The sequence below is a fragment of the Myroides gitamensis genome (genome assembly GCF_029894455.1).
GTDB classification, from domain to species: Bacteria; Bacteroidota; Bacteroidia; order Flavobacteriales; family Flavobacteriaceae; genus Flavobacterium; species Flavobacterium odoratum.
Map to the genome: position 1 here is coordinate 674,366 of NZ_JARYHN010000001.1, position 25,621 is coordinate 699,986.

Genomic DNA, 25,621 nt, shown 5'->3' on the forward strand with positions numbered 1-25,621 from the left:
ATTCAACTAAAAAGGTTCGATTGGATGCAATCGAACCTTTTTAGTTTCTTGTTTTTCTATGCTAACGCACTATTATTTCGTTGTCAATTGATCCTTGAATACTTTACCATCCTTGATAATCAAAAGTAAATTGTTTTTAGGGTCTCCAATCACGGCGATATCTTCTAGTGGACTTTTGTCAAATAGTAAAATATCAGCATAAGCTCCTTCTGCTAGGGTTCCTAAATCACTTGGATATGGATTTCTTGGACCACTCATCTTTAGTAATTGTGCATTGTCATACGTAATCATCTTTAAGATTTCAAAATTGCTAAACCATTGTTGCAAATTCACCACTAATTCATTTTGTCTCAATGGATTTTTTGGTGGAGCAACTAAATCTGTTCCAAAAGCGACTTTTACGTTGTGTTTTTTAGCCCAAGTATATACGTTTTCTGTTCCCATTCCTACCGCTCTTTTATTTGAAGCTTGTTCAGGGTTGGTATAAGCACTTGCATCTAAGTCAAAAGGTTGCATGCTCAACCAAATATTTTTCTCTCCTAAAAGTTTTACCGTTGCCTCATCTAATAAGTGACCGTGATCAATACATCTAACACCAGCTTCAACGGCTTGTCTTACCGCTTTAGGGGTATACGCATGTACCGTTACATAGGTGCCCCAATTTTCAGCTGCTTCTACTGCTGCTTTGATTTCTTTTGTGGTGTATTGTGTGGCATCTAAAGGATCATAGATCGTCGCCACACCACCGCCAGCCATCACTTTTAGTTGAGAAGCTCCTTTTCTTAATTGCTCTCTTGCCGCAACCGTAACTTCTTGTTCGCCATCTGCAATGATACTGCCTCCTAAGACTTGAAATCGAGGGGGAGTATGATCAACCATACGAGGTTCTGACCAAGGGAAACTGGCGTCTCCATGCCCTCCCGTTTGTGATATCATTGCTTCACTAGGGTAAATACGAGGACCTTTATTGATGCCATAATCATTCGCTTGTTTAATTCCCATAACATGACCACCTAGATCTCGAACTGTTGTAAAACCACGTTGTAAGGTATTCTCCGATTCTTTTGCTGCATTGATAAACAGAAAACTCTCATCGCCCAACATAATCGCTTGGTTAGAGTTGGCTGCTAAAAAAGAATGCCAATGGGCATCAATCATCCCAGGCATGGCAAATTTTCCTTTTCCATCAATCACTTGAGCTCCCTCAAGATCGGTTGCTGTAAGTGTTCCAGAAACAATTTTTACAATTTTATTCTTCTCTACAACAATAGACCCGACCTTCGTCTTGTTGTCTTTTCCATTAAAAATCTCTACGTTTTGAAGAACAAGTTTGTTTTGTGCAAAACCTGCAGTAGCCAAACAAAGTGCACCGAAAAGTAAACTAACTTTTAAAAAATTATGTATCATCTTAAATTTTTAGGGTAAATATACACTTATTAAATTTTATTTTGGCTTATTTTGAATTAAAAAAGTTATTTTGTCTGTATATATTGAGAATAATTTAATTTTTTCTTAAAAAGTGAAAATGTTATAGAAACTCAGCTAGCTTTGTGTGTAAATAAGTAATGATGGCTAAAAAATATTTAATATATGGAATCAGCAAAGGTTTAGGAAGAGCCCTTGCACAAGCGATTCCTCAGGAACAAGATGTGGTCTTTGGTGTTTCTCGATCAAAACCAGCAGATGTAAAAGATAATTTGGTATGGATTCAGGCTGATTTGTCTCAACCAACAGAAGCGGTAAGTGCTGTTGAAGCTATCGTAGGTGATACACCTCTTGATTATTTGATTTACAATGTTGGTATTTGGGAACAAGAAGCATTTTCGGATACTTATGATTTTGAACAGTCCTCCACTGCTGAAATTGTACAAATTATACAAACGAATATTACGGCTTGTATTTTATCCTTACACGCTTTTCTTAAGAATCTAAAAGGCAGTGAAAACGCGAAGATTATCCTTATTGGATCAACTTGGGGGCTAGAAAACCACAAGGGAAAAGAGGTCGCTTTTTCAACTTCTAAATTTGCTTTAAGGGGCATGATTCATGCCTTGCGCGAATCCTTGCGCGAGCATGCTATTGGTATTAGTATCCTCAATTTGGGATACTTGGCTACGGAATGTGATTATACTGTACCGCCAGAACAAGTAATCGAAGAAACAGCAGGGGCATTAATTCCTTTAACAGATGTATTAGCTGCTATTCGCTTTATCTTAAGTACAAGTAAAGCTACTTGTGTGAAGGAAATTGACATGCCAGCCATGCAAGATTTTAACGTATAAGTTAATCATCATGCGCTAAATAAATCGTACCTTACTTTTTTAAATCAGACACCATGTTTAGTACACAAACCTATCTCAAACGAAGAGAAAAATTAATACAACAAGTAGAAGACACCGGACTTTTATTGTTCTTAAGTAATGGAGAAAATCCCATTAATTTTGAAGATAATACCTATCGTTTTAGACAAGATAGCACGTTTTTGTACTATTTTGGTATTCAACAGGCGCATATTGCAGCAGTTGTTGATTTGGACGCAAATAAAACGTTGATTTTTGGTGATGAATTGTCGATAGATGCTTTAGTTTGGATGGGAAGACAAGAAACGCTGAAAGCGAAATGCGAGAAAACAGGGGTAAAAGAAACGCGTCCGTATGCAGCTTTAGCAACATATATTGCTGATGCTCAAAAAGCAAAACGCAAAATCCATTATCTGCCGCCTTATCAACCAGCAAACAAGATTGCACTCAGTGCATTACTTCACGTGGCAATCGCTGATCTTCATCCTTCAACAGCGTTGATTCAAGCCATAGTGGCACAAAGAGAAATCAAAGAAGAACAAGAAATTAGCGAAATTGAAAAAGCCTTGACTATTTCTACGCGTATGCATTTAGCAGCAATGCGTCTAGCAAAACCAGGGGTGAAAGAATACGAAATTGCAGCAGCTATTCAACAGATTGCAGCGCAAGAAGATTGTGCCTTAGCGTATCCATCAATTGTAACAGTTCAAGGAGGAATTTTACACAATCACTATCAGGGAAATACGCTACAATCGGGACAATTACTACTGAATGATTCAGGTTGTGAAGTACCCATGGGCTATGCTTCTGATTTAACGCGAACTTTTCCGGTTGATCAGCGTTTTACAGCGGAACAACGCAATCTATATCAAGTTGTACTCACTGCTTTTGAAGAGGCGAAAAATCAATTGAAAGCAGGCGTAAAGTTTAAAGACGTACACTTGCATGCTGCCTTAATTCTTACGGAAGGGTTAATTGATTTTGGATTGATGAAAGGGAATGCTGCAGATGCAGTAGAAGCACACGCACATACTATGTTTTTTCAATGTGGTTTAGGACACATGATGGGATTAGATGTTCATGATATGGAAGATTTAGGAGAACAATATGTGGGATATACCCCAAATGAACCTAAAGAAAAACAGCAATTTGGACTTAAATCACTTCGTTTAGGTAAAGCGTTAAAAGCAGGTCATGTAGTGACTGTTGAACCTGGAATTTACTTTATTCCAGAACTGATTGAACGTTGGGAGGCTGAAAAGAAATACCTCGATTTCATCAATTATGAAAAGCTAAAGCAATACCAAGGGTTTGGTGGAATTCGAATTGAAGATAACTTTCTCATTCAAGAAAGGGGATATCGTCAATTAGGACCTGAATTAATCCGTACAGTGGAAGAAATCGAAGCTTATAAAATGGGGTAATACTTGTTATCTTCGTTTTTTGTAAAATGAAATAATCGCGAAAGAATAACGGAGTAAAGTCAATAGAACTACAGTATAAAATAGAAAAACACGGCATGCAGTTAATTTTGCATGCCGTGTTTTTTATGTTCATATTATAAAACAGAAGTGTTCTTCAATCTTGTTTACTCTTCCTCTTTTTTAGATGCTGTCATTTTGATTGAAAATTGCATTAAGACAGCAAGGATAATAAAGATGCTAATACTTCCTACAAGTAAAGCAGTCTCTTTTAGTTCAATTAAAAAGTAAAGTAAACCATATAGCAGTAGGAGTAAACCAAAGATAGTTCCCGTACTGCTCTTGTTTTTGGAGATTTTCCAGGTAAAAATCGTGATGAGTATTATCGTAGATAAAGAGGAAAGAACATAGGAAATGCTAAACCCTAGGTATTCTGAAAAAGAAAGCAGTAAAATGTAGTTTAAGAAAATAGCAAACCCAATCAAAGCGTATTGGATTAAATTGATTTTTAAGTTTTTAATATTCTCTAAAAAGTAAAAGACAATAAAGGTAAGTCCTACAAAGAGTAAGGCATACTTAATAGAGCGATCAATTTTAGAATAAAAATTATTGAGTTCTAAAAATTCAATCCCAAAGGTGTATTTATCAAACGTTAGGTTGCGTATAGATGTTGTATTTAGAGGTAAAGGCTGGTAAATATTCCAAGTGCTACTCGCTTGTTCTTTCCCTTTTTCAGATTCCTCAGGCAGGTAATTTCCGATGTATTTTACATCGTGGTAATCGCTTTTTATATTGACTTTTGTCGTTGTTGCATGAGCGAGAAACTGCAAATTCGAAGAGCCTTTTAGTTTGAGAGGGAGTTTGATTGCAGTCGGTGTTGATTCTTCTGCAGTATAGTCTAAGCTTAAAAAGGGAATTTGCTCTATAATGGGATTGTCGTTCAACGTAAATACTTTGCCAGGAGTATTCAATAAGGCTAGAGCTTCGGAAAGCCCTTTGGTATCCGAAATTCCATAGAGAATTTTCTTACTTGTAATTTCAGGATTCCCTTGAGTTCCAAGAGAGGCAAGGAGCTTTTCTTGCGCTTCAAATTGAGCTTCAATGAGAAGATCCGTATTGTATAATGTAACTTGGTACAAGCTTCTTTTTTTGGTTGTTGTTGAAATAGAACCCGTTATTGTCTGTGTTGAAGGGGAGAATAATGCTCTTTCTCGTTGATATAAGACTTCATTTTTTTCATTGATAGTAGCAACTCTGTATTCTAATAAGATAAATGGACCATATAAGGTCTGTTGATCTCCCCATTTTTCAGATACTTCTTGTACAACTTCAGTTTGAAAAGCTGAACGTTCGGAAATAATACTTCCAATGATCGGGATGAAAATTAGTAAGCCCAAGGTTAAGGCTGCGATGGCTAACCCTTTAAACAAGTGTTTTTTTGTTTCTTTTTCCATGTTTTTTAATTTTAAAAGTACTTTGTTTTTCAAAGTGAATGAGTAAAAAAAATTATTTTAATTTCTGTATTAAATTTTCTAAATAAGCCAAGTGTTGTTTGAAGGCTAATTTGCCTTCTGCTGTAGCGCTGTAAACGGTATTGGTTTTTCGACCAATAAAACCTTTGTGTACGGTAATATATTGACTGTCCTCTAAATTTTTTAAATGAGAAGCAAGGTTGCCATCGGTCAGTGCTAAGTATTCTTTTAAATCTTTGAAAGACAATGTTTCATTAACCATCAATCCGCTCATGATTCCAACGCGAATACGATTGTCAAATACTTTATTTAATTGTTCAATATCAAATTTCATGTCTCTCTAATTTGCTCTTTTGTCGTACTTATTCCATAAAATTAAACCATAAAGTAGATGAGTTAACCCAAATCCTAAAGCCCAAAATACAAGTGAATATGCGGAAAAATAAAAAGCCAATAAACCCAATACAATTTCGATAAAAGCAATAGCTTTAATTTCTTTAACGGTATCTTCTTGAATACTATACAAAGCTAACCCATAAAATAAAAGGGTAGTAGGTAACGTAAGTTCGAGGAGGGATTTAGAATAAAATACAATACACAGTATTCCTCCTAATACTAGAGGAAATAAAAAGCGAAGGAGTAAGCGTTTCGTCACATTAGTTAGAAAGGGAATGCCTTGCTTTCTTGTTTTTTGGATCGTAAAGTAAAGTCCACCACCTAAAGCAACGCCAAGTGTAATTAATGCTAATAGGATTAAGTTTACAGCATGATAAGATAAAACTTGCGCTGCGCTTGTATTGGATTGCCACGTATATAAAATAGCACTTGCAGCTAAACCACAAATACCAACCCAGATTCCACTCCAACCACTTAAGCTTAAAAACTTAGTAGAACGTTCCATGATGGACTTGATTTGCTGTAAATCTTCGATTGCTTTTGTGTTCATTTGAAAAGTACTTTGAAAAACAAAGTTATAAATAATTTTGATAAAAAAAAGAAAGAAGTAAAAAAATAGTACACGTAAAAAAAGAAGAGATTCTTATTTCACCTTGTAAAGTTTTAATAGTAGTTTCTCTTTCTTGGATTCCGAAAAATAAAACCTATCTTTGGTATTACTGTCAGAAATAGAAGACTTTGTATGTATAAAGTATGGAATATAGTAATAAAATTAGTTCTACTTGGAATTTTTTTCCTTCCAAGTGAGCTATTGGCTTGTGCTGCCCATACTGATGCTACTAGGGTATCTCATGAAACAGCTGTAGGGACTACAATGTCTTCTTCATCAACCCATCATGAAAGTAGTTTTTGCGGAAATGCTTGTTGTGCAGATGTAGGAGAAGGTTCTCGTTCCCACGGCGATTGTTGTCAATTTTTTTGCCAAGGTCCTTGTCATATTTTGCTACTCGCTCCATTGGAAAAGGAGTCTTATACTGTGCTTGTATTTAAAGATAAACACAGTTATCCTGTTTATCGTCAACCCCAATATCCTTCGGGGGAATTTTCAATTTGGTTACCTCCTAAAATAGGTTAAATAATAGGCTGTATAGCCTAAGATGTGTCTTGTCGAAAGCGAAAAATTGTTTTCGAATCCTTTATTTTCACAATCCTTCTTTGGTAAGGATTGCGCTAGCTGTTGTTCCATTTACAAGATTGAAAATAGGGTAGCGTATTGAAAATAAATGTTTTTTATAAATACATAATATATAATCTAATTTAAAAATTCACAAAAGATGAAATACTTAGTTTTAGGGTTAATCGCCACTTTATTGGTTACTTTAACAGCGTGTAACGATAAAAAAGAAGCTATGCCAACAATAGCGGATACACCAACCGAAACGATACAAGAAAAGCCAGTAGAAGCGGTAGATTTTACGGAATTGTTAGGGTATTATGATCATATGACTTTTGCTTTGTCCTCCGATAATGCTGAAGAAACAGCTAAGGCAGCGACGGGGATGTTAGCGGCTTTACAAAAGATAGAGGGAGCTCATTTTGATGCAGAACACAAGGATACTTACCAAGATATTGCTGCTAATATTAAAGAAAACGCAGAACATATTGAAGATAATGTTGGGGATATTGCACACCAAAGAGAACATTTAGTGGAAATTAGCACAGATATCTATGATTTAGTGCAACTATTAGGTATTTCAAAACCATATTACAAAGTTTTCTGCCCTATGGTTAAGGGAGGAGAAGGTGCTTTTTGGTTGAGTACAGCGAAAGATTTTAGAAACCCTTATATGGGAGAAAAAATGTTGTCTTGTGGATCAATCCAAGAAGAATTAAATTAATTATACCTCTTTATTTTATCCCCTTTGATGTAAGCATATAAGGGGGTAAAATACTTTGTAATTTTAAGGCTATGTTTAGTAAAAGTAGTACCTATATCTTCTTCTTCTTACTGGTCTGTTTTGCTTTAATTCAATTGAAAAGACCAGAAATCAAGGCCTATACGGTACCTTCGGAAGAAAGTTTCAATGTGGCCTTTCAAGTTCCTTCAGAAGTCCAATCGATCTTGAGAACCTCCTGTTATGACTGCCATAGTAATGAAACGACGTACCCTTGGTACAGCAAAATTCAACCGATGGCTTGGTGGATGGAACAGCACATTGTAGAAGGAAAAGAAAAACTGAACTTTGATGAGGTAGCTACTTATGGAACGCGAAAAAAAAGGTCGAAGTTCAAGCAAATCATCAATCAGATTCAGCAAGGAAAAATGCCTTTGACGTCCTATACCCTCATGCACAAAGGGACAGCTTTGACGAAAGAGGAAGAAGAGATTTTAATTCGTTATTTTAATTCATTAGTAAAACCATAAAACAATGAAAAAATATACTTGTCCCATGCATCTTCAAATTTTAGAAGATCAACCTGGAAAATGCCCCATTTGTGGAATGGATTTAGTTCCATTCGGAACAACTGGAGGACATGCCGATGATGAACATCACCATCATCATATGGAACATACTCATGATAAACATAAAGGGCATAATACCAATGCTTTTTTAAGTAAATTTTGGGTGAGCTTAGCAGTGACAATTCCCATTCTCATCTTATCTCCCATGATACAGCAATGGCTGGGGTTTACTTTGAGTTTTACAGGTGATAAATATGTGTTACTTGCTTTGGGAACATTTATTTATTGCTATGGAGGAATACCTTTCTTAAAGGGAATGATAGGGGAAGTAAAAGCAAAGAATATTGGAATGATGACATTAGTTGCAATTGCAATTACAGTCGCCTATACGTATTCAACGGCAGTTGTATTTGGCTTAGAAGGGATGGATTTCTTCTGGGAATTGGCAACACTTATTGTTATTATGCTTCTTGGACATTGGTTAGAGATGCGTTCCCAAATGGCGGCTTCTAAGGCATTACAATCCTTAGTGGCTTTATTGCCCAATGAAGTAACAGTAGAGCGTGAAGGGGAGGCTGTAAAAATCAAGTTGAGCGAACTAACGGACAAAGAAACGGTCATTATTAAACCTGGTGAAAAAATTCCCGCAGATGGAGAGGTAATAGAAGGCATGTCCTATGTTAATGAGAGTATGCTGACGGGTGAAAGTGTTCCAGTTAAAAAGGAAGTAAAAGCAAAAGTAATCGCAGGCTCTATCAATGGCGATGGTGCATTAAAAGTATGGGTAACCGGTGTTGGAAAAGACAGCTACTTAAATAAAGTTATTACCCTGGTTCAAGATGCGCAAACAGCCAAATCGAATACCCAAAATTTAGCGGATAAAGTAGCGAAATGGCTAACTTTTATCGCCCTATTTGCTGGTGTTGCGACCTTTGCATATTGGTATAGTGTAGAAGGAAACTTGAGTTTTGCTTTAGAGCGTATGGTGACGGTTATGGTAACGGCATGCCCACATGCTTTAGGTGTTGCAATTCCACTGGTTGTGGCTATTTCGACAACACTCTCCGCTACTAATGGGCTATTAATCAGAAACCGAACAGCTTTTGAAATTACCAGAAACTTAACGACTATTATTTTTGATAAAACCGGTACGTTAACTGAAGGTTCCCATGAAGTACAAGATATTATTCCTTTAGGGGATTATTCCTCCCAAGAAATTATTCAATACGCAGCTGCGGTTCAACAAAACTCAGAACATCACATCGCTAAGGGAATCATGCGCGTACTCCAAGCAAATGCTTATCCTTTATGGAAATCAGAAGATTTTCTGTATATGCAAGGAATAGGTGTAAAGGGGAAGGTAAATGGAAAAGAAGTAATTGCTGCTGGACCAAACTATTTTACAACAAATAATCTCGCTGTCCCACCAATTCCAAAAGAAATAGATCAAGATACAGCCACTGTCAACTTTGTATTAATAGATAATCAAGTTGTTGGTATTTTAAGCTTAGCGGATAGAATTAGAACAGGATCTGCAGAGGCGATTGCAGAATTAAAAGCAATGGGAATTAAGTCCTTCTTGCTTACAGGTGATAATGAGAAAATAGCGGCTTCGGTAGCAGCTAAATTGGGCATGGATGGTTATTTGGCGAATGTACTTCCCCATAATAAACAAGAAATTGTGAAAGAATACCAAGCTAAGGGAGAAATAGTAGCGATGACTGGGGATGGAGTGAATGATGCACCTGCTTTAGCGCAAGCGAATGTAGGAATTGCCATCGGATCTGGAACGGATGTAGCGGCCGAAACAGCAGATATTATTTTGGTGAATAGCGACCCAAGAGATGTGGTAAAATTAATTGGATTTGGTAAGAAAACATACCGTAAGATGATTCAAAACCTCTTGTGGGCCGTCGGATATAACGTGATCGCAATACCTTTAGCTGCTGGAATATTGTATCCACATTTTATGCTTAGTCCTGCTTTAGGTGCGGTATTAATGAGTGCAAGTACAATTGTCGTAGCATTAAATGCAAGCTTATTAAAAATGAATACAATAAAATAACGTACTTTATGACAGTGGAAGTTATAAAGTGAAATACTTTGAAAACCGGTAGTTTGACTATCGGTTTTTTTTATTTACAAGTTTAATGGAACTGAAGCAAGAACCAAATTACAGTTTTTGATTACGCATGTATTGGAAAAAAGCATAGGTTTTGCGTTGCTTTAAATACGCAAGATTAGCTTCATTTTTATAGGCTTCTTGTTCAAATGAAATGGCGCGATATGCTTTTTTTCTGTTTCTCAAATATAGTAATCGAATGAGAAATTCAATTCCATACCAAAGATAAAAAGGAAGAATAAGAAGTTCGAGTTGTTGTTTTAGGTGAATGCGTTCATGATTGACTAGAATAGCATCTTCAGCAAAAGAGGCATCTTTGTAGATAATAAAGGGGTATAAGGTGAGGGCTGCTATATGTTTAGGCAGTTGTTTACAAACGATAACAGATTGCTTTTGCTTCATACCTTGCAAAGGTTAATAAGAAATATGAAGCAAATTACGCTTTTTTTCGTCTTCTTTTTAGGCTAATACGCGTGCTTCTAATTTGATCGACTGTATGGTGTCGTAAGTATTCGTGGTGTAGGAGCCAACCACCAATACCACCCAATAAACTGCCAATAACAATATCCGTTAATCGCGCTTGTATAAGTTCGTTAGGAGAGTGAATCAATGAACTTCCTGCTTCCGCTAATAAAACCGTTAAAGCGGTAATGAATATCACAGCAAGTGCATAGTTTCTCGAAATGAAAATTTCAATGATAAATTGCAAAAGCATGATGCAAATACACAAGTATAGGGGATCTTGTGAAATGGAAATAAGAACCCAACAAAGTCCAATGCCAATAAACGTTCCCGCAATACGATGCAAGGCTCTTTGCCAGACGTGATAAAGGGAAATTCCCTGCATAATCGCCAAGCAAGAAATGGGAATCCAATAGGGATTATTGAAATTCAGTAAATTACCAATCAATAGCGATAAGCACATAAAAGCCCCCACAATAAGAGAACGAATGAAGTAATCGACTTGTGTTTTTATAGGAACAGGTATAATAATGCGAACAGGCGTTTTAGAGGTATATTTACGTCCAACAATAAAGCTGTAAATCAAAGCTAAGGTACAAGCGAAAATAGTTCCCAAAACAAAATAGCCAATTCGCGTAGCAATGGTATCAAAGTCAAACGGAGTATTACTGGCCATTGAGGCAATCATGGTAAAGAAAAAACTCCCAGGAGGAGGCATAGAAAAATACAAGGATATCCAGTGTACGGCTGTTGCAAATAATCCAAATACAAGGGCGGATACAATAAAATTAAAGCTAAAAATAACCCCTACTACATACGAAAACATAAAGCCAAATGAACACACCAACATGATAAACATGCGTTGAGGAGTAGGTAAATTGGAAGGAAGGTATAAAATAACTAAACCCGCTAAACAAGCTAATAGACCTGCTTGTAAGTTATCGAAATACCACCCAACTAACAAGGGAACTCCAATGGCAAACATAGCCATAAATGGAATGTGCCATAAGCGATCACTGTGTTTGAGTTGGAATAAATTTTTACTTTCTTGTTTGAGTAATTGAACGAAGAAGTTACTTCTCATGGTTAAAATTGGTTTTTTAGCTTACGATGAGTAAACTGTACTACGTTGATTAATTGTGTCTTACATAAGAGGTAAAGGCCTTAATAATCAACTTGTAAGGTAGGGCAAAGGTACGAATCAATTTGCAGTTTAAAAATAGAAGAAACGAGTAAAATAGAGGACAAAAGAAGGAGATGAAACAATTCAATAAAAAAAGGCTATCCTCGTAAGGATAACCTCTTTTGTTGAAAAGTAGTTGTTAGTTTTGGTGAAGCGTTGATTTAAAATCGCTTAATCGCGCTTCAAATTCTTGTTGTAAGTTGTCATTGACAATCGTTCCTTCTTTAAAATTATCCTGGAAACTTGGCAAGGAGAAATGAGATTTAATATTTCCACCAAAGAAAGGAAAGATCGTTTTGGCTGATTCCATAACAAACTGTCCTCCTCTAGGCCCAGGTGATGTTGATAATAATAGCATTGGTTTTTGTTGAAACAAGGTTTTATCCGCGCGTGATCCCCAATCAAAGATGTTTTTGAAAGCGGTACTGAATGTTCCGTTGTGTTCAGCTAGACCAATAACTAAGGCATCACTTTCTTTTAATATCTGATTAAAAGCGAGTGCTTTTTCAGGAATACCCGCTTGGTTTCGCTCTGGCGAATAAATAGGCATCTCGTAATCGTTGAGGTCTAAAATTTGTATTTCGTATTCTTGTAAAGTATCTAAAGCGCTCTTTACTAACTCAAGGTTGATAGATTGCGTACTATTTGTAGCTGCAAAGGCTGTAATTTTCATGGTTGAATTGTTTTTTATTACACTACAAAGATACGAGCGCAGACTCAACCGTTTCTTAATCTAGAATAAGAAAAAAATAAGAGCAAATGGTGATTTGACTTTTAACTTAAAAAGGAAAGATTCATAGAAGTAAATAGAAGTTGCCCGTAAATGTGTAGAAATAAAAAAAAGCTGCAAAATTTATTTTTTGCAGCTTTTTGTATGTAAAATATAAATATTATTTGTCGATTGACCCTAAAACGCGTTGCATAAAGCTGTTTAAAGCTTCTTTTTGCGTTGCACCTTCTTTCATTAATTTCTGAACTTCTAGTGCTCCATACATATTGGAAATTAATTCACCAATTACATCTAATTCTTCGTCTTTTAACGAAGGAACTTCCGTAAGGTTTTCCAATACTTCAAGGGTTTCAATGATATAGTCTTGGTCATTTTGCTCAATAAATTGAGTTAAATGTTTAATTACAGGTAATTTCATGCTTGTTGTATTTAGAATTAAGCGATTTCACCAACTAACTCGTGTAAAACTTCCGTTTTATTTGTTTGCGTTTGGTTCACTAATTTTCCATTTACGAAAGTAGCGAATGTAGGTAGATTACTCACGTCAGCTAGTTTTCTAGATTCAGGGAATTTTTCCGCATCTGCAACCACAAATGTGATATTCTCTTTTTCTGTTGAAAGCTTTTTAAACTTCGGTTTCATAATTCTACAATTACCACACCATGTAGCTGAAAATTGAACAACTACTTTTTCATTTTGACTTACAATTTCTTGTAAGTTATCTTGATCTAATTCTAAAAGCATTTTTTAAGTTTTTTTACGTTAGTATTTAATTAGTGTTTGCTTAAGTAATCAGCAACACCTTTTCTGTCAGCATTCATCGCATCTTTTCCTTCTTCCCAGTTTGCTGGACATACTTCACCATGCGTTTGAACGTGTGTGTAAGCGTCGATTAAACGCACGTACTCATTTACGTTTCTTCCTAATGGCATATCGTTTACTGACTCATGGAAAATTTTTCCTGTCTCGTCAATTAAATAAGTAGCTCTGTATGTAACGTTTGATCCTTCGATTTGAACTGAATCTAACTCTTCGTTGTATACTTCACTCTCTACGTCTAAAATTCCTAATACAGAAGATAAATTTCTTTGTGTATCAGCAATGATAGGGTAAGTAACTCCTTCAATACCTCCGTTGTCTTTTGCTGTGTTTAACCAAGCAAAGTGAACTTCGTTTGTATCGCAAGATGCTCCAATTACCATTGTATTTCTTTTTTCAAATTCAGGAAGAGCCTCTTGGAAAGCATGTAATTCTGTTGGACATACGAAAGTAAAGTCTTTTGGATACCAGAATAATAATACTTTTTTGTTATTTTTTGTAGCTTCTTCGAAAAGGTTGATTCTTAAATTATCACCCATTTCTGAAATTGCATCTACTGTAATGTTTGGAAACTTTTTACCTACTAAAGACATAATGTTTATTTTTTAAAAGTTAATATTTGTTTTTTCTTTCTTATTTCTAGTACAAAAGTAGCCCACAAAAGTGGCTTGTACTATTATTTCTGATTATTGTTTTTTATTTTACTATAAGATTTATTTATAGTAGTAAGCCCTGTCCGATTGATTTTACGCTCAACCGTATATCAAATTTCGACGAGACTAAATATACGGAGAATAAACGAGTTTTAGTGTGAAGGATTTGTTATAAATGGGGGTTAGGAGTTAAGAGTTATGGGTGACTTCTCATCGTCCACTGTCAACCGTCAACCGTCCATTGTTAACCGTCCATTGTCACTTCTCACCCTCCACCATCTACTGTTTACTATTCACAATTCGTCTTATTTTAATATCAAAAGCAGCGTACAACAAAGTAACAAACGGACTTAAGTAATTAAAAAAGGCATAGGGTAAGTAGGTGAGTGTTGGAATTCCCAATACTCCTGCATGATAAGCACCACAGGTATTCCATGGAATCAATACAGAGGTTACCGTTCCAGAGTCTTCAAGTGTTCTACTTAAGTTTTCAGGAGCGAGTCCTTTTTGTTTATAAGCATCTGCAAACATTTTTCCAGGTACTACGATGGATAAATACTGATCTGAAGTTGTGATATTAACCGCTAAACAACTAGCAACTGTACTGGCAAATAAACCAAATAAACTACTAGCAATAGACAGTAAAGCAGTAGATATTTTTTGCAATGCACCAATGGCCTCCATTGTTCCACCAAAAAACATGGCGCATAGAATCAACCAAACGGTATTAAGCATACTGGCCATTCCTCCAGCTTCAAATAGCTCATTGAGGCTTTCTAAAGGCGATAAAATGCGAATATCAGTGGTTAAAGCTAACATTACTCCCTTATAGGCATTGTAGAAATTAAATTCTTCTCCACCTGCTACTGCAACAACAATATTGGGTTGGAAAATTAAAGCAAATACAGCACCTAATAAGGTACCCATTAACAAGGCTGCAATAGGTTGTACTTTCTTTACAATAAGAACAATAACTAATACTGGAACAATAAATAAAAGGGGGGTAATATGAAAGGTAGCACTAATAGCTTCTAGTGTTTCTGCAGTATTTACTTGACCTTCTGCACCATAGACAAACCCTAAAATGATAAATAAGATGAGGGTAACTACATAGGTAGGAACTGTAGTATACAGCATATAGCGAATATGAGTAAACAAATCCGTACCTGCCATTACAGGAGCTAAATTGGTAGTATCCGACAGTGGAGATAATTTATCTCCAAAATACGCACCAGAAACAACGGCTCCACCAATTACCCCTAAAGGCATCCCTAAGGCATTTCCGATTCCTACAAGCGCTATTCCGACAGTCGCAGAGGTGGTCCAAGAACTACCCGTTGCAATAGAAATAATAGACGTGATAATAACACATGCTGGTAGATAAATGGATGGATGTAGAATCTCTAAACCGTAGTAAATCATACTGGGAATAATACCACTCAATAACCAAGTACCCGATAAAGCACCTACTAGCAGCAAAATAAAAATGGCATTCGACGTATCACGGACATTATTGACAATTTGAAGCAGAATCTTATCATAAGAAACGCGATTGTACATCCCTACAAGAATTGCAATAGCACCACCCAATAATAAAATGAATTGATTGGTTCCTGATAAAGCATCATCCCGGAATACATAAACATTAACAGCCAGTAATACAACAAGTAATACGACAGGAATTAATGATTGTGTGAGCGAAATTGGCTTTTCTTGTTTTTCTTGCATTTCAAGTTTCATTTAAAATAGTAATGGTTTAAAAAGTAAAAGTACTTAATTTTGATTGAATCGTAAATAATACCCCTCATAAACTATACCAAAAAAGGGAGGGAAAGGTTTTTTTGAAGGTGATGAGGGGGTGAGAGGTCAGGTGATGAGAAGGTAAGCAAACCTCACAAAGAGCAAACCTCACAAAGAGCAAACCTCACAAATAACAAACCTCACAAAGCACAAACCTCACAAAGCACAAACCTCACAAATACCTCCCCTATCGAGGTAGCGTTTGTATCAACCGATCTAGCGTAGTATCTTCAGCAGGATAAAATTGAGTACGCTGTTTAAAATCGGCATAAGCAAGTAAAGCTTGTTTGAGATCTCCCTGAATTGATTCCGTTGAAATTGCAATTTGTTCCACAAGGTGAATCAAAAAGTAAATGACGCGTTTTAAATAAGCATGTGCTTGATGGAGTTCCTGAAGTTCTTCGTGGGTATGTGCTAAGTTATTACATGAAATGATATACACTTGGACAACAGGGATCTTTAATCGCATGCACAATTCCCAATGATTATTTAATACTTCAGCTCTATACAGCGCCTCTTTGTAACCCTCTAAGGCTTCCAGGTAGTTTTCCTGGTTGAATTTCTCATTGCTCGACACCGTCAAGGTTTTCCAATAGCGTTCTAGGTGATTTATACAAGTATCACTCATAATTATTTTAAATTTTGATTCGCAAATTCCCAGTTGACCATCTCCCAAAAATTGGCAATAAATTGAGGTCTTGCATTTCTATAGTCAATATAATAAGCATGTTCCCAGACATCTAAGGTTAGAATAGGCGTTTTGTTAAGTGTCAAAGGAGTATGCGCCTCTTTCAAGGGAATAATTTCCAACTTACCTTCCTCATTTTGAGCTAACCAAGTCCAGCCACAACCAAAAAGTTTAGCTGCCGTTGTAGAAAAAAGTGTTTTAAATTGGTCAAAACTACCAAAATCACGAATGATTAAGTCGTGGATTTTTCCTGTGGGAGCCTTTCCTCCAGAAGGGGATAGACTATGCCAAAAAAAGGTGTGATTCCAGTGTTGGGCAGCATTGTTAAAAAGAGGCATATCACCTGTTTGATAGCTGTATAGAATGATTTCAGGTACAGATTTTTTAAGTAAAGGCGTATCTTGAATCAAATCATTGAGGTTATTGACATAAGCAGCATGATGTTTACCGTAATGATAGTCAAAGGTTTCTTCTGTAATTAAAGGGGTGAATGCATTTTTTTCATAAGGTAATGCAGGTAATTGTAAGTCGATTTCCATTTTTGTTCATTTTGTAATTAGCGGACTTATGTCCGTGTTTAGGTGGTGTTTTCACTATATGAAGTGAAGTATGCCTGTACAAATATAGGATTTATTTAGTACTGTAAAAATATAATTTTAGAGCAATCTAAAATTATATTTAGAGCATATTGAGTAAAAGGAGTTTGTCAAGTTTCCACACTGCGTTTTTAATTTGTTTTTATTTTTGGTGTTTTGAGAGCTATTTTTCCCTCAGTATGGGTTAATTTTGTAGGATATAAATTCTATAGCATATGATAGTTAGAGACAAAAAGCATATTGTTCAAATGCTTTTTATTTGGAAAGGATCTGTGTTGAAGAAGATTGCGCCTACTTTATTAGCCATCTTTATTTTTTCTTGGTTAGTCTATTGGAGTCATTACTTTTTTCCAGACATTATTATACCCTTAAATGTTGGAGCGTTTACCTTAGTGGGGATTTCCCTTGCCATTTTCTTAGGTTTTTGTAATAGTGCAGCTTATGATCGGTATTGGGAGGGACGAAAACAATGGGGAAGTTTAGTTATCTACAGTCGCTCCTTGGCTTTTCAGCTGTTGCATTTCATCAAAGAAGATGACCCTTTTACTTTAAAAGAAAAGCAAAAGGGGATTCAGTTAATTATTGCATTTTGTTATGCGTTAAATAAGCAATTGAGAAATAAAACCGATTGGACGATTGTTCGTTCTTATCTAACGGAAGAAATGTATCAAGAGATGCTGACCAAGCGTTTTAAACCTGCTTTTTTGTTGAGTGAACTGACAAAGTGGGTGAGCGAACAGCATAGAGCAGGGCGTATAGATTCAATTACACAATCGAGAATAGATCAGAATATTGAACAATTGTCGATTGTACTTGCTGCTTGTGAGCGTATTGTACATACTAAGATTCCATTTGTTTACTTTATTATCTTGCATCGTACTGTTTACGTTTATAGCTTCCTTCTTCCTTTTGGGTTGATTGATTTGATTGTATGGACGATGCCTTTCTTTGTGACCTTTGTCGCTTATACTTTTATTGCCTTAGATGCAGTAGTAGCGGAAATTGCTGAACCTTTTGGAGAAGAAGAAAATGATTTGGCTTTGGATCAAATGTGTGGCAATATCGCCTATTCGTTATCGGAAATTTCAGGACTAGAGCTTCCTGCTTTGGTACTGCCAGACGAAAATTACATTGTAAAATAAGGGAACAAGCCCTATATGATAAAAAAACACACGCCTAATTCGCGTGTTTTTTTTGTCCCTAATGACATGGAGCTTTCTTTTTATTAAGAAAAAATTAACGCAATCACCACGAAAAAAAAGTGCCCTATACGCATTATTTTTTTTGTCTTGTAAATTATTTTTGCTTAGTTTTTATCTAATGATATATGAGTGACTTTGAAGTAAATTCATTTTATGAGTTAATAATACACGATTTAGTGAATCGTGGTTACTCCGTGGTAGATTGTTTTTTCACCGAAAGGGAAATTGACCTGTTGCGCGCTAACTTTTTTATGAAACAAGATTTACAAGTGTTTAAAAAAGCAGCGATTGGACAAGCAAGTGAAGAGCAAATAGTGGAAGAGGTAAGAGGGGATTTTATTTTATGGTTGAATGAACAAACCACCGATGAGGTTGAGGCGATGTACTTCCAAAAGATGAATGAATTTATTGCTTATGTAAACCGCACTTGTTTCTTGGGAATTAAAGAAGGAGAATTTCACTACGCAAGTTATCCTGTTGGTACAGGATATCAACGTCACTTGGATGTATTTCACAAAGATACGCGTCGTACTTTATCCGTTGTGTTGTATTTAAATGAAAAAGATTGGACCCCAGCTAATGGAGGTGAATTAGTCCTATTCTTACCAGATGAAGAAGGAAATGAACGAGAGGAAATCGTGTATGCTTTACCAGGTCGATTAGTGATTTTTGATAGTAAATCTATTGAACACGAAGTTCGAACAGTAAACAAACCCCGCTATAGTATTACGGGATGGTTGAAAACAAGATAAGAGAGTTAGGAATACCTAACTCTTTTTTTATTATTAGTTCTTATGCGGATTTATACATGTTAGAAGTGTATAAATAAATTAGAATAATTGCAATAGGTCCAATTGGATTGAAAAGGCTTGTTAACTAGTGTAATTAGTATGATGCTATGAATCAATGTATCGCTGCTATCAAAACAAAAAAACACAAAGCATCCAATATTTTCAGTATTTTTGTTAACACAACAGATATTGCTTCCGAATAGAAGTATCATTTAATAGAGAAAACTATGTTTGATTTCCGGTTAAAAGTTTTTTATACCGTGGCAAAGAGAGAAAGCTTTACAAAAGCAGCCAAAGAACTACTGATTTCTCAACCCGCTGTATCGAAACATATTCGAGAAATAGAGGGACATTATCAAACGAAACTATTTGTGCGGGACGGAATTAATATTCGTTTAACTGAATCTGGACAATTACTCTATACCTACGCAGAAGATATTTTCTCTACGTATCGCAATTTAGAGTTTGATATGCACGCGCTTAATGCAAAAATGGATGGTAACTTGCGTATCGGTGCAAGTACAACCGTTTCTCAATATGTTTTACCCCCACTTTTAGCTGAATTTAGAGCTAAAGTTCACGATATACACCTCGATATTCTTTCTGAAAATTCAGCCGTAATAGAGCAATTACTCTTGAGTAAAAATATCGATGTCGGAGTAGTTGAAGGATGTTCTAAAAACCCTCAAATCAAGTATATCGACTTTATTGACGATGAAATTGTATTGGTTTGTCGAGCGGATAACCCGAAATTCAAAACGGGAATCATTGAACCAGATGAATTAAAAGAGTATTCCTTCCTTTTAAGGGAAGCTGGATCCGGGACGTTAGATGTGATTGAAAGCAACCTAAATCAAGTGGGAATGTCACTGAATCAGTTGCGAAATGAAATGAATTTCTCGAGTACTGAAAGTATCAAGATGTATTTAAAGCATTCCGATAGTTTTGCATTTTTATCGATTCATGCTATTCTCAAAGAATTAAAATACAATGAATTAGTTGTCGTGGATATTAACGGCTTAGATATCAGGCGAAAATTCAGTATTGTACAACGTCAAGGACAAGAAAGCGCCTTAGTAGAATTATTTATTCGATTCATTAAATCATATAACCTAAAGTTATAACCGATAACTATTATGTATTTTTTCCGCTAGTATAGATGATTGACCTTTGTAGGGTTGAAAATAGATACGTTATGACAGTACAAAATAGCAATACTGCACTCGGTAGTAAAATAATATTCATAGGCTTAGCGATTCTAAGTTTATTTCCCTTTATCTCTTCTGCAACAGCTTTGGTGTTGGGAATCATTTACGCTCAAATTTTTGAAAATCCCTATGCGAAGCAAACGAAAAAAGCCACAGGGCTTCTGTTGAAGGTGGCTGTAGTTGGATTGGGATTTGGAATGAATGTTTACAGCGCTTTAGCTGCGGGAAAGGATGGTTTCGTCTTGACGATTTTCTCTATCTTCTTAACCTTAACCTTGGGATTCGGAATAGGGAAATTATTGAAAATTGACAAGAAAATATCGTACTTAATTTCTTCTGGAACCGCTATCTGTGGAGGTAGTGCGATTGCTGCTGTATCGCCTGTTATTGATGCAGATGAAAAACAAATCTCTGTAGCCTTGGGGATTGTATTTATCTTGAATTCAGTGGCTTTAATCATATTCCCTCCTATAGGACATGCGTTGGGATTGAGTCAAGTAGATTTCGGACTTTGGTCTGCGATTGCTATTCACGATACAAGTTCTGTAGTTGGTGCAGCTGCTAAATATGGAGATGAAGCGTTAGAAGTGGCTACAACGGTTAAATTAGCCCGTGCCTTATGGGTGATTCCAGTTGCGTTTTTATCTACAATGCTCTTCAAAAATAAAGGCTCTAAAGTGAAGATACCTTATTTTATTGGGTTGTTTATCTTAGCAATGCTAGCCAATTCCTATATTCCTTTTATTCAACCTTTAGGCCCTTATATTGTTGAGATTTCAAAAGCTGCCTTGACATTAACTTTATTTTTAATTGGTACATCACTGTCTTTTAGAACGGTGAAAAATGTGGGTGCCAAACCTTTTATTGAAGGGGTCTTGTTGTGGATCTTTATTTCGGTAAGCTCGTTAGTGTATATCTTGTATGTGTAGTTTTTTGTGAGGCGATGAGAAGATGAGGGTGTGAGAAGATGAGGGGGTGAAATCGAAACGCAGTGTAGATTCATCGAATACGAAAACAAATATAAACCCATGAGATAGAAGATGAGAGGATGAGACACATTCTTCTTTAACAGAAGAAATCATCAAAAAAGCCTCTGACAAAAAAGCGAAAAAGCAATACCCCCACAGTATCTCGCGCTCGCACTAGGCTGTGAGGTTTGTGCTTTGTGACAATCCTTCAAAAAGGCAAAGAAGCGAAAAAGCAAAACACACTTTTTACAAAAACTAATTTGACCTTTATTTGGGTTAGTTGAAGGGTTTTTTGTTTCTTTTTTACCCTTTAAAAAAGAAAAGGTTGTTCTTTGTGAGGTTTGTGAAATCGTGGATTTTATCGATTAAAGAAGGTACTCTGTTTTAATCGAAAATTTACTTCTCTCTATTTTCCTCTCTCCAATTGATTTGTGCTTGATTGCGTCAAGTATGGTAGATAAAGAGGATGCGACCTTTCGTTCCTCAAGGTGACATACGGACTGGAACCGTATACCGTACACTGAAACTAGGTATGGTAAGTACAAGTTTTATTCGACGATGCCCCAAATTAAAAGAAGGAGAGAGGTGTTTTTATATATAAATTTCATATTATTTATATAAATGCGAATACTTATGAAATAAGCTTAAAAAAGTGGACTGTTTTTTGAAGATAGCATGGATATAATAATTTAAAATTTTTATAACATGAAAAAGAACAGTATTTTGTTTTGTATCGTCCTTCTTTTTATGGTTGGCTGTAGTACAGACGAAGAACAAGGGAGGTCTGACCAAGATCAGAAACTTTCAGAGGAAGCTTATCGAAAAAAAGTTAGTGACATGGAAGCTATTTTGTACAAATATGGAGGGGTTGATGATGTAGAAAACCCTTATGACTATAACAACCCTGAAAATAGAAAGGAAATTGAAAAATTAGATCTAAGGGAATTGGACCAATTCTTTCAGGAGTTTAGCTCAGAAGAAGGATTGAAAAATTTAGACCAAGACTTGAGTATAGAAAAGTCTAAGCAATACGCAAGAGAGCACAATCCTCAAGAGAGCACAATCCTCAAGGAGCAATAGGCTATACTACTAGGGCAGAAAGTAGTTATTCCGTTACAGGGAGTCATAGTAGTGCTATCATAGGTTCTTCTAGGTCATTGGTTAATTTTAAAATTAACGATAATGAAAGAATAACTTTTACTAGTGCTAATGCAACTTATAGTAATAATAGTGTGGAGTTTGAACAGGTTAATGGGCATCATATTATCCCTTTTACTCCCAATGCAAACCAAGATTATTATGACCATAAGGGAGGAATTAATGTCGATTGTACAGTAAAGGCTTATAATAAAAAATATGTTGCCGTAATGTATGCTAGATTTAATAGAAAGGGAGAAGGAAGTGTGGAAAGTTTTAGAATTTAATTTTCAAAAGAATGAAGCAGCAGTGGAAGAACAGTATTTTGTTTTGTATCGTCCTTCTTTTTATGGTTGGCTGTAGTACAGACGAAGAACAGGGAAGACCTGACCAAGACCACAAACTTTCAGAAGAAGCTTATCGAAAAAAAGTTAGTATAATGGAAACTATGTTTTCAAATGCTGGATGGAGTAAAGATGATGAAAATGTTTACGATTATAATGATCCTAGTAATCGAAAGGCAATCGAAGAGCTCAATTTAAAAGAATTAGAGCAATTTTTTCAGGAGTTTAGCTCAGAAGAAGGATTGAAAAAAAATAACTAAAATCGAAAGTGAATGATAAAACAAAGCAACTTCACGAAGTAATAAAAAGCAATAAAAAAAATCGGCAATTTTAAATTGCCGATTTTTTTTTATACTTATACTTGGATCACACCTAAGTTAAACTGTTTTTCGATAGGAGCGTGGTTCGCCGCTTCAATTCCCATAGAAATCCACTTTCTCGTATCTAATGGATCGATGATAGCATCAGTCCAAATGCGAGCAGCAGCGTAATAAGGAGAAACTTGTTTGTCGTATTTCGCTTTAATCTTATCGAATAATTTTTGTTCTTCTTCAGCTGATAATTCTTGTCCTTTTGCTTTTAAAGAAGAAGCTTCAATTTGCAACAATACTTTTGCCGCTTGTGCTCCTCCCATTACAGCAAGTTCAGCACTTGGCCAGGCAAAGATTAAACGTGGGTCATAAGCTTTTCCACACATTGCATAATTACCTGCTCCGTATGAGTTTCCTACAACTACCGTAAATTTAGGAACAACAGAGTTAGATACTGCATTCACCATCTTCGCTCCATCCTTGATAATTCCTCCGTGCTCTGATTTAGAACCTACCATGAATCCTGTTACGTCTTGTAAGAATACCAATGGAATTTTCTTTTGGTTACAGTTTGCAATAAAACGAGTTGCTTTATCTGCAGAGTCAGAATAGATTACTCCTCCAAACTGCATTTCACCCTTTTTCGTTTTTACTACTTTACGTTGATTAGCAACAATTCCCACAGCCCATCCATCAATACGAGCATACCCCGTAATCAAGGATTGACCATATCCCGCTTTGTATTCTTCAAATTCAGACTCATCAACTAAGCGTTTGATGATTTCCATCATATCGTATTGCTCTGCGCGAGATTTAGGTAGAATACCGTAAATTTCATTTGGATCTGCAGCTGGTTTTTTAGCTGCAATTCGATTATAACCTGCTTTGTCAAAATCACCAATCTTATCTACAATATTTTTGATGGTATCTAAAGCATCTTTATCGTCTTTTGCTTTGTAATCTGTAACACCTGAAATCTCACAATGCGTCGTTGCACCACCAAGAGTTTCGTTGTCAATACTCTCGCCAATGGCTGCTTTTACTAAGTAGCTTCCTGCTAAGAAAATACTCCCCGTTTTATCTACGATTAGCGCTTCATCACTCATGATTGGCAAGTAAGCACCACCTGCAACACAACTTCCCATTACGGCAGCAATTTGCGTAATGCCCATGCTACTCATGATTGCATTGTTTCTGAAAATTCTTCCGAAGTGCTCTTTGTCAGGGAAAATCTCATCTTGAAGGGGTAAATATACTCCAGCACTATCTACCAAGTAAATAATAGGAAGTTTATTCTCAATCGCGATTTCTTGTGCGCGTAAATTTTTCTTTCCTGTAATCGGAAACCAAGCACCCGCTTTTACTGTAGCATCATTTGCTACAACGATACATTGTTTCCCTTTGATATAACCTATTTTGACTACAACACCAGCAGAAGGACATCCTCCGTGTTCTTCATACATCTCATCTCCTGCAAAAGCACCAATTTCGATACTATTAGTTTTAGGATCTAATAGATAATCAATGCGCTCTCTGGCTGTCATTTTTCCTTGTTGGTGTAATTTTTCAATTCGTTTTTCACCTCCACCAAGTTTAACTTTTGCTAGTTTTCGTTTTAAATCTGAAAGCAATAACTTGTTGTGATCTTCGTTTTTATTGAAGTTAATATCCATAGTTATCTAGGTTGTTGTATAATGTTATTAGTTTTCGCTAAAGTACAAAATAAAAATTTATAGGAATAGCAATAGGGTGAATATTCAAGAATGCTTAAATATAAAAGGCAATACAAAAGAAAGTAATTCATCCACAAAGAGAGCGTCAAATAAATAGCTGTATTTTTGTTAAATTTATAGGGTCAACTAAAAAATAACCTATGCAGGTGCGAGATTTATTTTGGTGATTAAACTTGTCATATTAGTCTTGCTAATCGATATAGTTTTTTCTACCATTCCTTTTGTAGCCATAGAAATTGCTACAACTCACAGTATTTTAGAAACAAATAAAACTAATGCAGTAACCTTGCTGATTTCTCTTGTACTATTAATTTTACTCTTTCGGTATGCTGGAAAATTGGTTGACTGGCTAAAAATTGAACAAAGCTTTTCGAATCCGATTCTTCCTTTACAGCATATCACGTTGTCTATGCTTGCACAGTTGGGCATCTTTTTTGTAGGATTAAGTTTATTTATTCACCATCTCCCTTCTTTTTTGAGTAATACGTGGTTTTGGTTCAAAGCAACAGCAACAGAAAATCCGTATGAATATGTACAAACTGGCAATTATTGGTTTATTAGTGTATTCAATTTAGTTTTGGGGTATCTTTTAGTGTTTAATACACACCGTATCGCGCGTTGGATGGTCAAAAATCAAGAATAGGGTGTGTAAAATTGAAAATATTGAATTTCAGTTAGTTAAATAGATAAGATACAAAGAATATACTATACTATATTACTCCAATGTTACCTTAATGTTAAGTGATTGTTGAATTTTAATACTCATGTTAATTTTGTAAGTGGTTAAAAATCAATAAATAGTCGTAAATTGTATCAATAAA

The 25,621-nt window shown here is 35.7% G+C and carries 28 protein-coding genes; 14 read left to right on the forward strand and 14 right to left on the reverse strand.

Annotated features, from left to right (window positions below; genetic code table 11):
* Window positions 1-72: 72 nt before the first annotated feature.
* On the reverse strand, window positions 73-1,407 hold the full coding sequence (locus M2306_RS03010; RefSeq protein ID WP_115090768.1) for a metal-dependent hydrolase family protein: 1,335 nt from the start codon (window positions 1,405-1,407) through the stop codon (window positions 73-75).
* A 161-nt stretch (window positions 1,408-1,568) separates the two neighbouring features.
* On the opposite strand from M2306_RS03010, the gene M2306_RS03015 reads away from it, so the two are divergent.
* Together M2306_RS03015 and M2306_RS03020 are read left to right on the forward strand one after the other, a co-directional pair.
* Window positions 1,569-2,282: an SDR family oxidoreductase gene (locus M2306_RS03015; protein ID WP_259187927.1), complete on the forward strand. Its 714-nt coding sequence runs from the start codon at window positions 1,569-1,571 to the stop codon at window positions 2,280-2,282.
* A 53-nt stretch (window positions 2,283-2,335) separates the two neighbouring features.
* The gene (locus tag M2306_RS03020) at window positions 2,336-3,724 is read left to right on the forward strand and encodes an aminopeptidase P family protein (RefSeq protein ID WP_259187928.1); all 1,389 of its coding nucleotides are present in this window, start codon (window positions 2,336-2,338) and stop codon (window positions 3,722-3,724) included.
* Window positions 3,725-3,888: 164 nt separating this feature from the next.
* On the opposite strand, the gene creD is transcribed toward M2306_RS03020, so the two are convergent.
* The 3 genes from creD to M2306_RS03035 are packed head-to-tail and all read right to left on the reverse strand — an operon-like array spanning window position 3,889 to window position 6,139.
* On the reverse strand, window positions 3,889-5,175 hold the full coding sequence (gene creD / locus M2306_RS03025) for a cell envelope integrity protein CreD (RefSeq protein ID WP_115090765.1): 1,287 nt from the start codon (window positions 5,173-5,175) through the stop codon (window positions 3,889-3,891).
* 52 nt (window positions 5,176-5,227) lie between these two features.
* Window positions 5,228-5,527 carry a winged helix-turn-helix domain-containing protein gene (locus M2306_RS03030; protein WP_002985740.1) on the reverse strand — a complete coding sequence of 100 codons (300 nt, stop codon included), beginning with the start codon at window positions 5,525-5,527 and terminating at the stop codon, window positions 5,228-5,230.
* A gap of 6 nt (window positions 5,528-5,533) precedes the next feature.
* Window positions 5,534-6,139, reverse strand: coding sequence for a hypothetical protein (locus M2306_RS03035; RefSeq protein WP_115090764.1), 606 nt, complete (start codon window positions 6,137-6,139; stop codon window positions 5,534-5,536).
* Between the two features lie 192 nt (window positions 6,140-6,331).
* On the opposite strand from M2306_RS03035, the gene M2306_RS03040 reads away from it, so the two are divergent.
* The 4 genes from M2306_RS03040 to M2306_RS03055 all read left to right on the forward strand — a co-directional run bounded on the left by M2306_RS03040 (window position 6,332) and on the right by M2306_RS03055 (window position 10,118).
* On the forward strand, window positions 6,332-6,724 hold the full coding sequence (locus M2306_RS03040) for a hypothetical protein (protein WP_115090763.1): 393 nt from the start codon (window positions 6,332-6,334) through the stop codon (window positions 6,722-6,724).
* Between the two features lie 199 nt (window positions 6,725-6,923).
* The gene (locus tag M2306_RS03045) at window positions 6,924-7,487 is read left to right on the forward strand and encodes a DUF3347 domain-containing protein (protein ID WP_259187932.1); all 564 of its coding nucleotides are present in this window, start codon (window positions 6,924-6,926) and stop codon (window positions 7,485-7,487) included.
* A 71-nt stretch (window positions 7,488-7,558) separates the two neighbouring features.
* Window positions 7,559-8,014, forward strand: coding sequence for a heme-binding domain-containing protein (locus M2306_RS03050; RefSeq protein WP_115090761.1), 456 nt, complete (start codon window positions 7,559-7,561; stop codon window positions 8,012-8,014).
* Between the two features lie 4 nt (window positions 8,015-8,018).
* Complete coding sequence (locus M2306_RS03055) at window positions 8,019-10,118, forward strand: heavy metal translocating P-type ATPase (RefSeq protein WP_259187933.1); 2,100 nt, start codon at window positions 8,019-8,021, stop codon at window positions 10,116-10,118.
* Window positions 10,119-10,226: 108 nt separating this feature from the next.
* Here M2306_RS03055 and M2306_RS03060 read toward each other — a convergent pair whose 3' ends face one another.
* The 9 genes from M2306_RS03060 to M2306_RS03100 all read right to left on the reverse strand — a co-directional run bounded on the left by M2306_RS03060 (window position 10,227) and on the right by M2306_RS03100 (window position 17,049).
* Complete coding sequence (locus tag M2306_RS03060; protein WP_115090759.1) at window positions 10,227-10,577, reverse strand: hypothetical protein; 351 nt, start codon at window positions 10,575-10,577, stop codon at window positions 10,227-10,229.
* Window positions 10,578-10,611: 34 nt separating this feature from the next.
* On the reverse strand, window positions 10,612-11,721 hold the full coding sequence (locus tag M2306_RS03065) for an FUSC family protein (protein ID WP_259187934.1): 1,110 nt from the start codon (window positions 11,719-11,721) through the stop codon (window positions 10,612-10,614).
* Window positions 11,722-11,959: 238 nt separating this feature from the next.
* Complete coding sequence (locus M2306_RS03070) at window positions 11,960-12,493, reverse strand: NADPH-dependent FMN reductase (protein ID WP_115090757.1); 534 nt, start codon at window positions 12,491-12,493, stop codon at window positions 11,960-11,962.
* A gap of 217 nt (window positions 12,494-12,710) precedes the next feature.
* Window positions 12,711-12,968, reverse strand: a complete 258-nt coding sequence (locus M2306_RS03075; protein ID WP_002985723.1) for a DUF6952 family protein — start codon at window positions 12,966-12,968, stop codon at window positions 12,711-12,713.
* A 17-nt stretch (window positions 12,969-12,985) separates the two neighbouring features.
* Window positions 12,986-13,294: a thioredoxin family protein gene (locus M2306_RS03080; RefSeq protein WP_002985721.1), complete on the reverse strand. Its 309-nt coding sequence runs from the start codon at window positions 13,292-13,294 to the stop codon at window positions 12,986-12,988.
* A 29-nt stretch (window positions 13,295-13,323) separates the two neighbouring features.
* Window positions 13,324-13,962 (reverse strand): peroxiredoxin, encoded by a 639-nt coding sequence (locus tag M2306_RS03085; RefSeq protein WP_115090756.1) that lies wholly within the window; start codon window positions 13,960-13,962, stop codon window positions 13,324-13,326.
* A 339-nt stretch (window positions 13,963-14,301) separates the two neighbouring features.
* The gene (nhaC, locus tag M2306_RS03090; RefSeq protein WP_259187936.1) at window positions 14,302-15,750 is read right to left on the reverse strand and encodes a Na+/H+ antiporter NhaC; all 1,449 of its coding nucleotides are present in this window, start codon (window positions 15,748-15,750) and stop codon (window positions 14,302-14,304) included.
* A gap of 259 nt (window positions 15,751-16,009) precedes the next feature.
* Window positions 16,010-16,450 carry a DUF2753 family protein gene (locus M2306_RS03095; RefSeq protein ID WP_259187937.1) on the reverse strand — a complete coding sequence of 147 codons (441 nt, stop codon included), beginning with the start codon at window positions 16,448-16,450 and terminating at the stop codon, window positions 16,010-16,012.
* Window positions 16,451-16,452: 2 nt separating this feature from the next.
* Window positions 16,453-17,049, reverse strand: a complete 597-nt coding sequence (locus M2306_RS03100) for a superoxide dismutase (protein ID WP_310503458.1) — start codon at window positions 17,047-17,049, stop codon at window positions 16,453-16,455.
* Window positions 17,050-17,321: 272 nt separating this feature from the next.
* On the opposite strand from M2306_RS03100, the gene M2306_RS03105 reads away from it, so the two are divergent.
* The 7 genes from M2306_RS03105 to M2306_RS03135 all read left to right on the forward strand — a co-directional run bounded on the left by M2306_RS03105 (window position 17,322) and on the right by M2306_RS03135 (window position 23,016).
* Window positions 17,322-18,248, forward strand: coding sequence for a bestrophin family protein (locus M2306_RS03105; RefSeq protein ID WP_259187938.1), 927 nt, complete (start codon window positions 17,322-17,324; stop codon window positions 18,246-18,248).
* 185 nt (window positions 18,249-18,433) lie between these two features.
* Window positions 18,434-19,060 carry a 2OG-Fe(II) oxygenase gene (locus tag M2306_RS03110; RefSeq protein WP_259187939.1) on the forward strand — a complete coding sequence of 209 codons (627 nt, stop codon included), beginning with the start codon at window positions 18,434-18,436 and terminating at the stop codon, window positions 19,058-19,060.
* A 266-nt stretch (window positions 19,061-19,326) separates the two neighbouring features.
* On the forward strand, window positions 19,327-20,223 hold the full coding sequence (locus M2306_RS03115) for a LysR family transcriptional regulator (protein WP_115090751.1): 897 nt from the start codon (window positions 19,327-19,329) through the stop codon (window positions 20,221-20,223).
* 71 nt (window positions 20,224-20,294) lie between these two features.
* The gene (locus tag M2306_RS03120; protein WP_259187940.1) at window positions 20,295-21,236 is read left to right on the forward strand and encodes a YeiH family protein; all 942 of its coding nucleotides are present in this window, start codon (window positions 20,295-20,297) and stop codon (window positions 21,234-21,236) included.
* A gap of 744 nt (window positions 21,237-21,980) precedes the next feature.
* The gene (locus M2306_RS03125) at window positions 21,981-22,355 is read left to right on the forward strand and encodes a hypothetical protein (RefSeq protein WP_259187941.1); all 375 of its coding nucleotides are present in this window, start codon (window positions 21,981-21,983) and stop codon (window positions 22,353-22,355) included.
* 152 nt (window positions 22,356-22,507) lie between these two features.
* Window positions 22,508-22,699, forward strand: coding sequence for a hypothetical protein (locus M2306_RS03130; protein ID WP_259187942.1), 192 nt, complete (start codon window positions 22,508-22,510; stop codon window positions 22,697-22,699).
* 11 nt (window positions 22,700-22,710) lie between these two features.
* Window positions 22,711-23,016, forward strand: coding sequence for a hypothetical protein (locus tag M2306_RS03135; protein WP_259187943.1), 306 nt, complete (start codon window positions 22,711-22,713; stop codon window positions 23,014-23,016).
* Window positions 23,017-23,111: 95 nt separating this feature from the next.
* On the opposite strand, the gene M2306_RS03140 is transcribed toward M2306_RS03135, so the two are convergent.
* The gene (locus M2306_RS03140; protein ID WP_115090745.1) at window positions 23,112-24,740 is read right to left on the reverse strand and encodes an acyl-CoA carboxylase subunit beta; all 1,629 of its coding nucleotides are present in this window, start codon (window positions 24,738-24,740) and stop codon (window positions 23,112-23,114) included.
* Between the two features lie 247 nt (window positions 24,741-24,987).
* On the opposite strand from M2306_RS03140, the gene M2306_RS03145 reads away from it, so the two are divergent.
* The gene (locus tag M2306_RS03145) at window positions 24,988-25,443 is read left to right on the forward strand and encodes a hypothetical protein (protein WP_259187944.1); all 456 of its coding nucleotides are present in this window, start codon (window positions 24,988-24,990) and stop codon (window positions 25,441-25,443) included.
* Window positions 25,444-25,621: the final 178 nt, after the last annotated feature.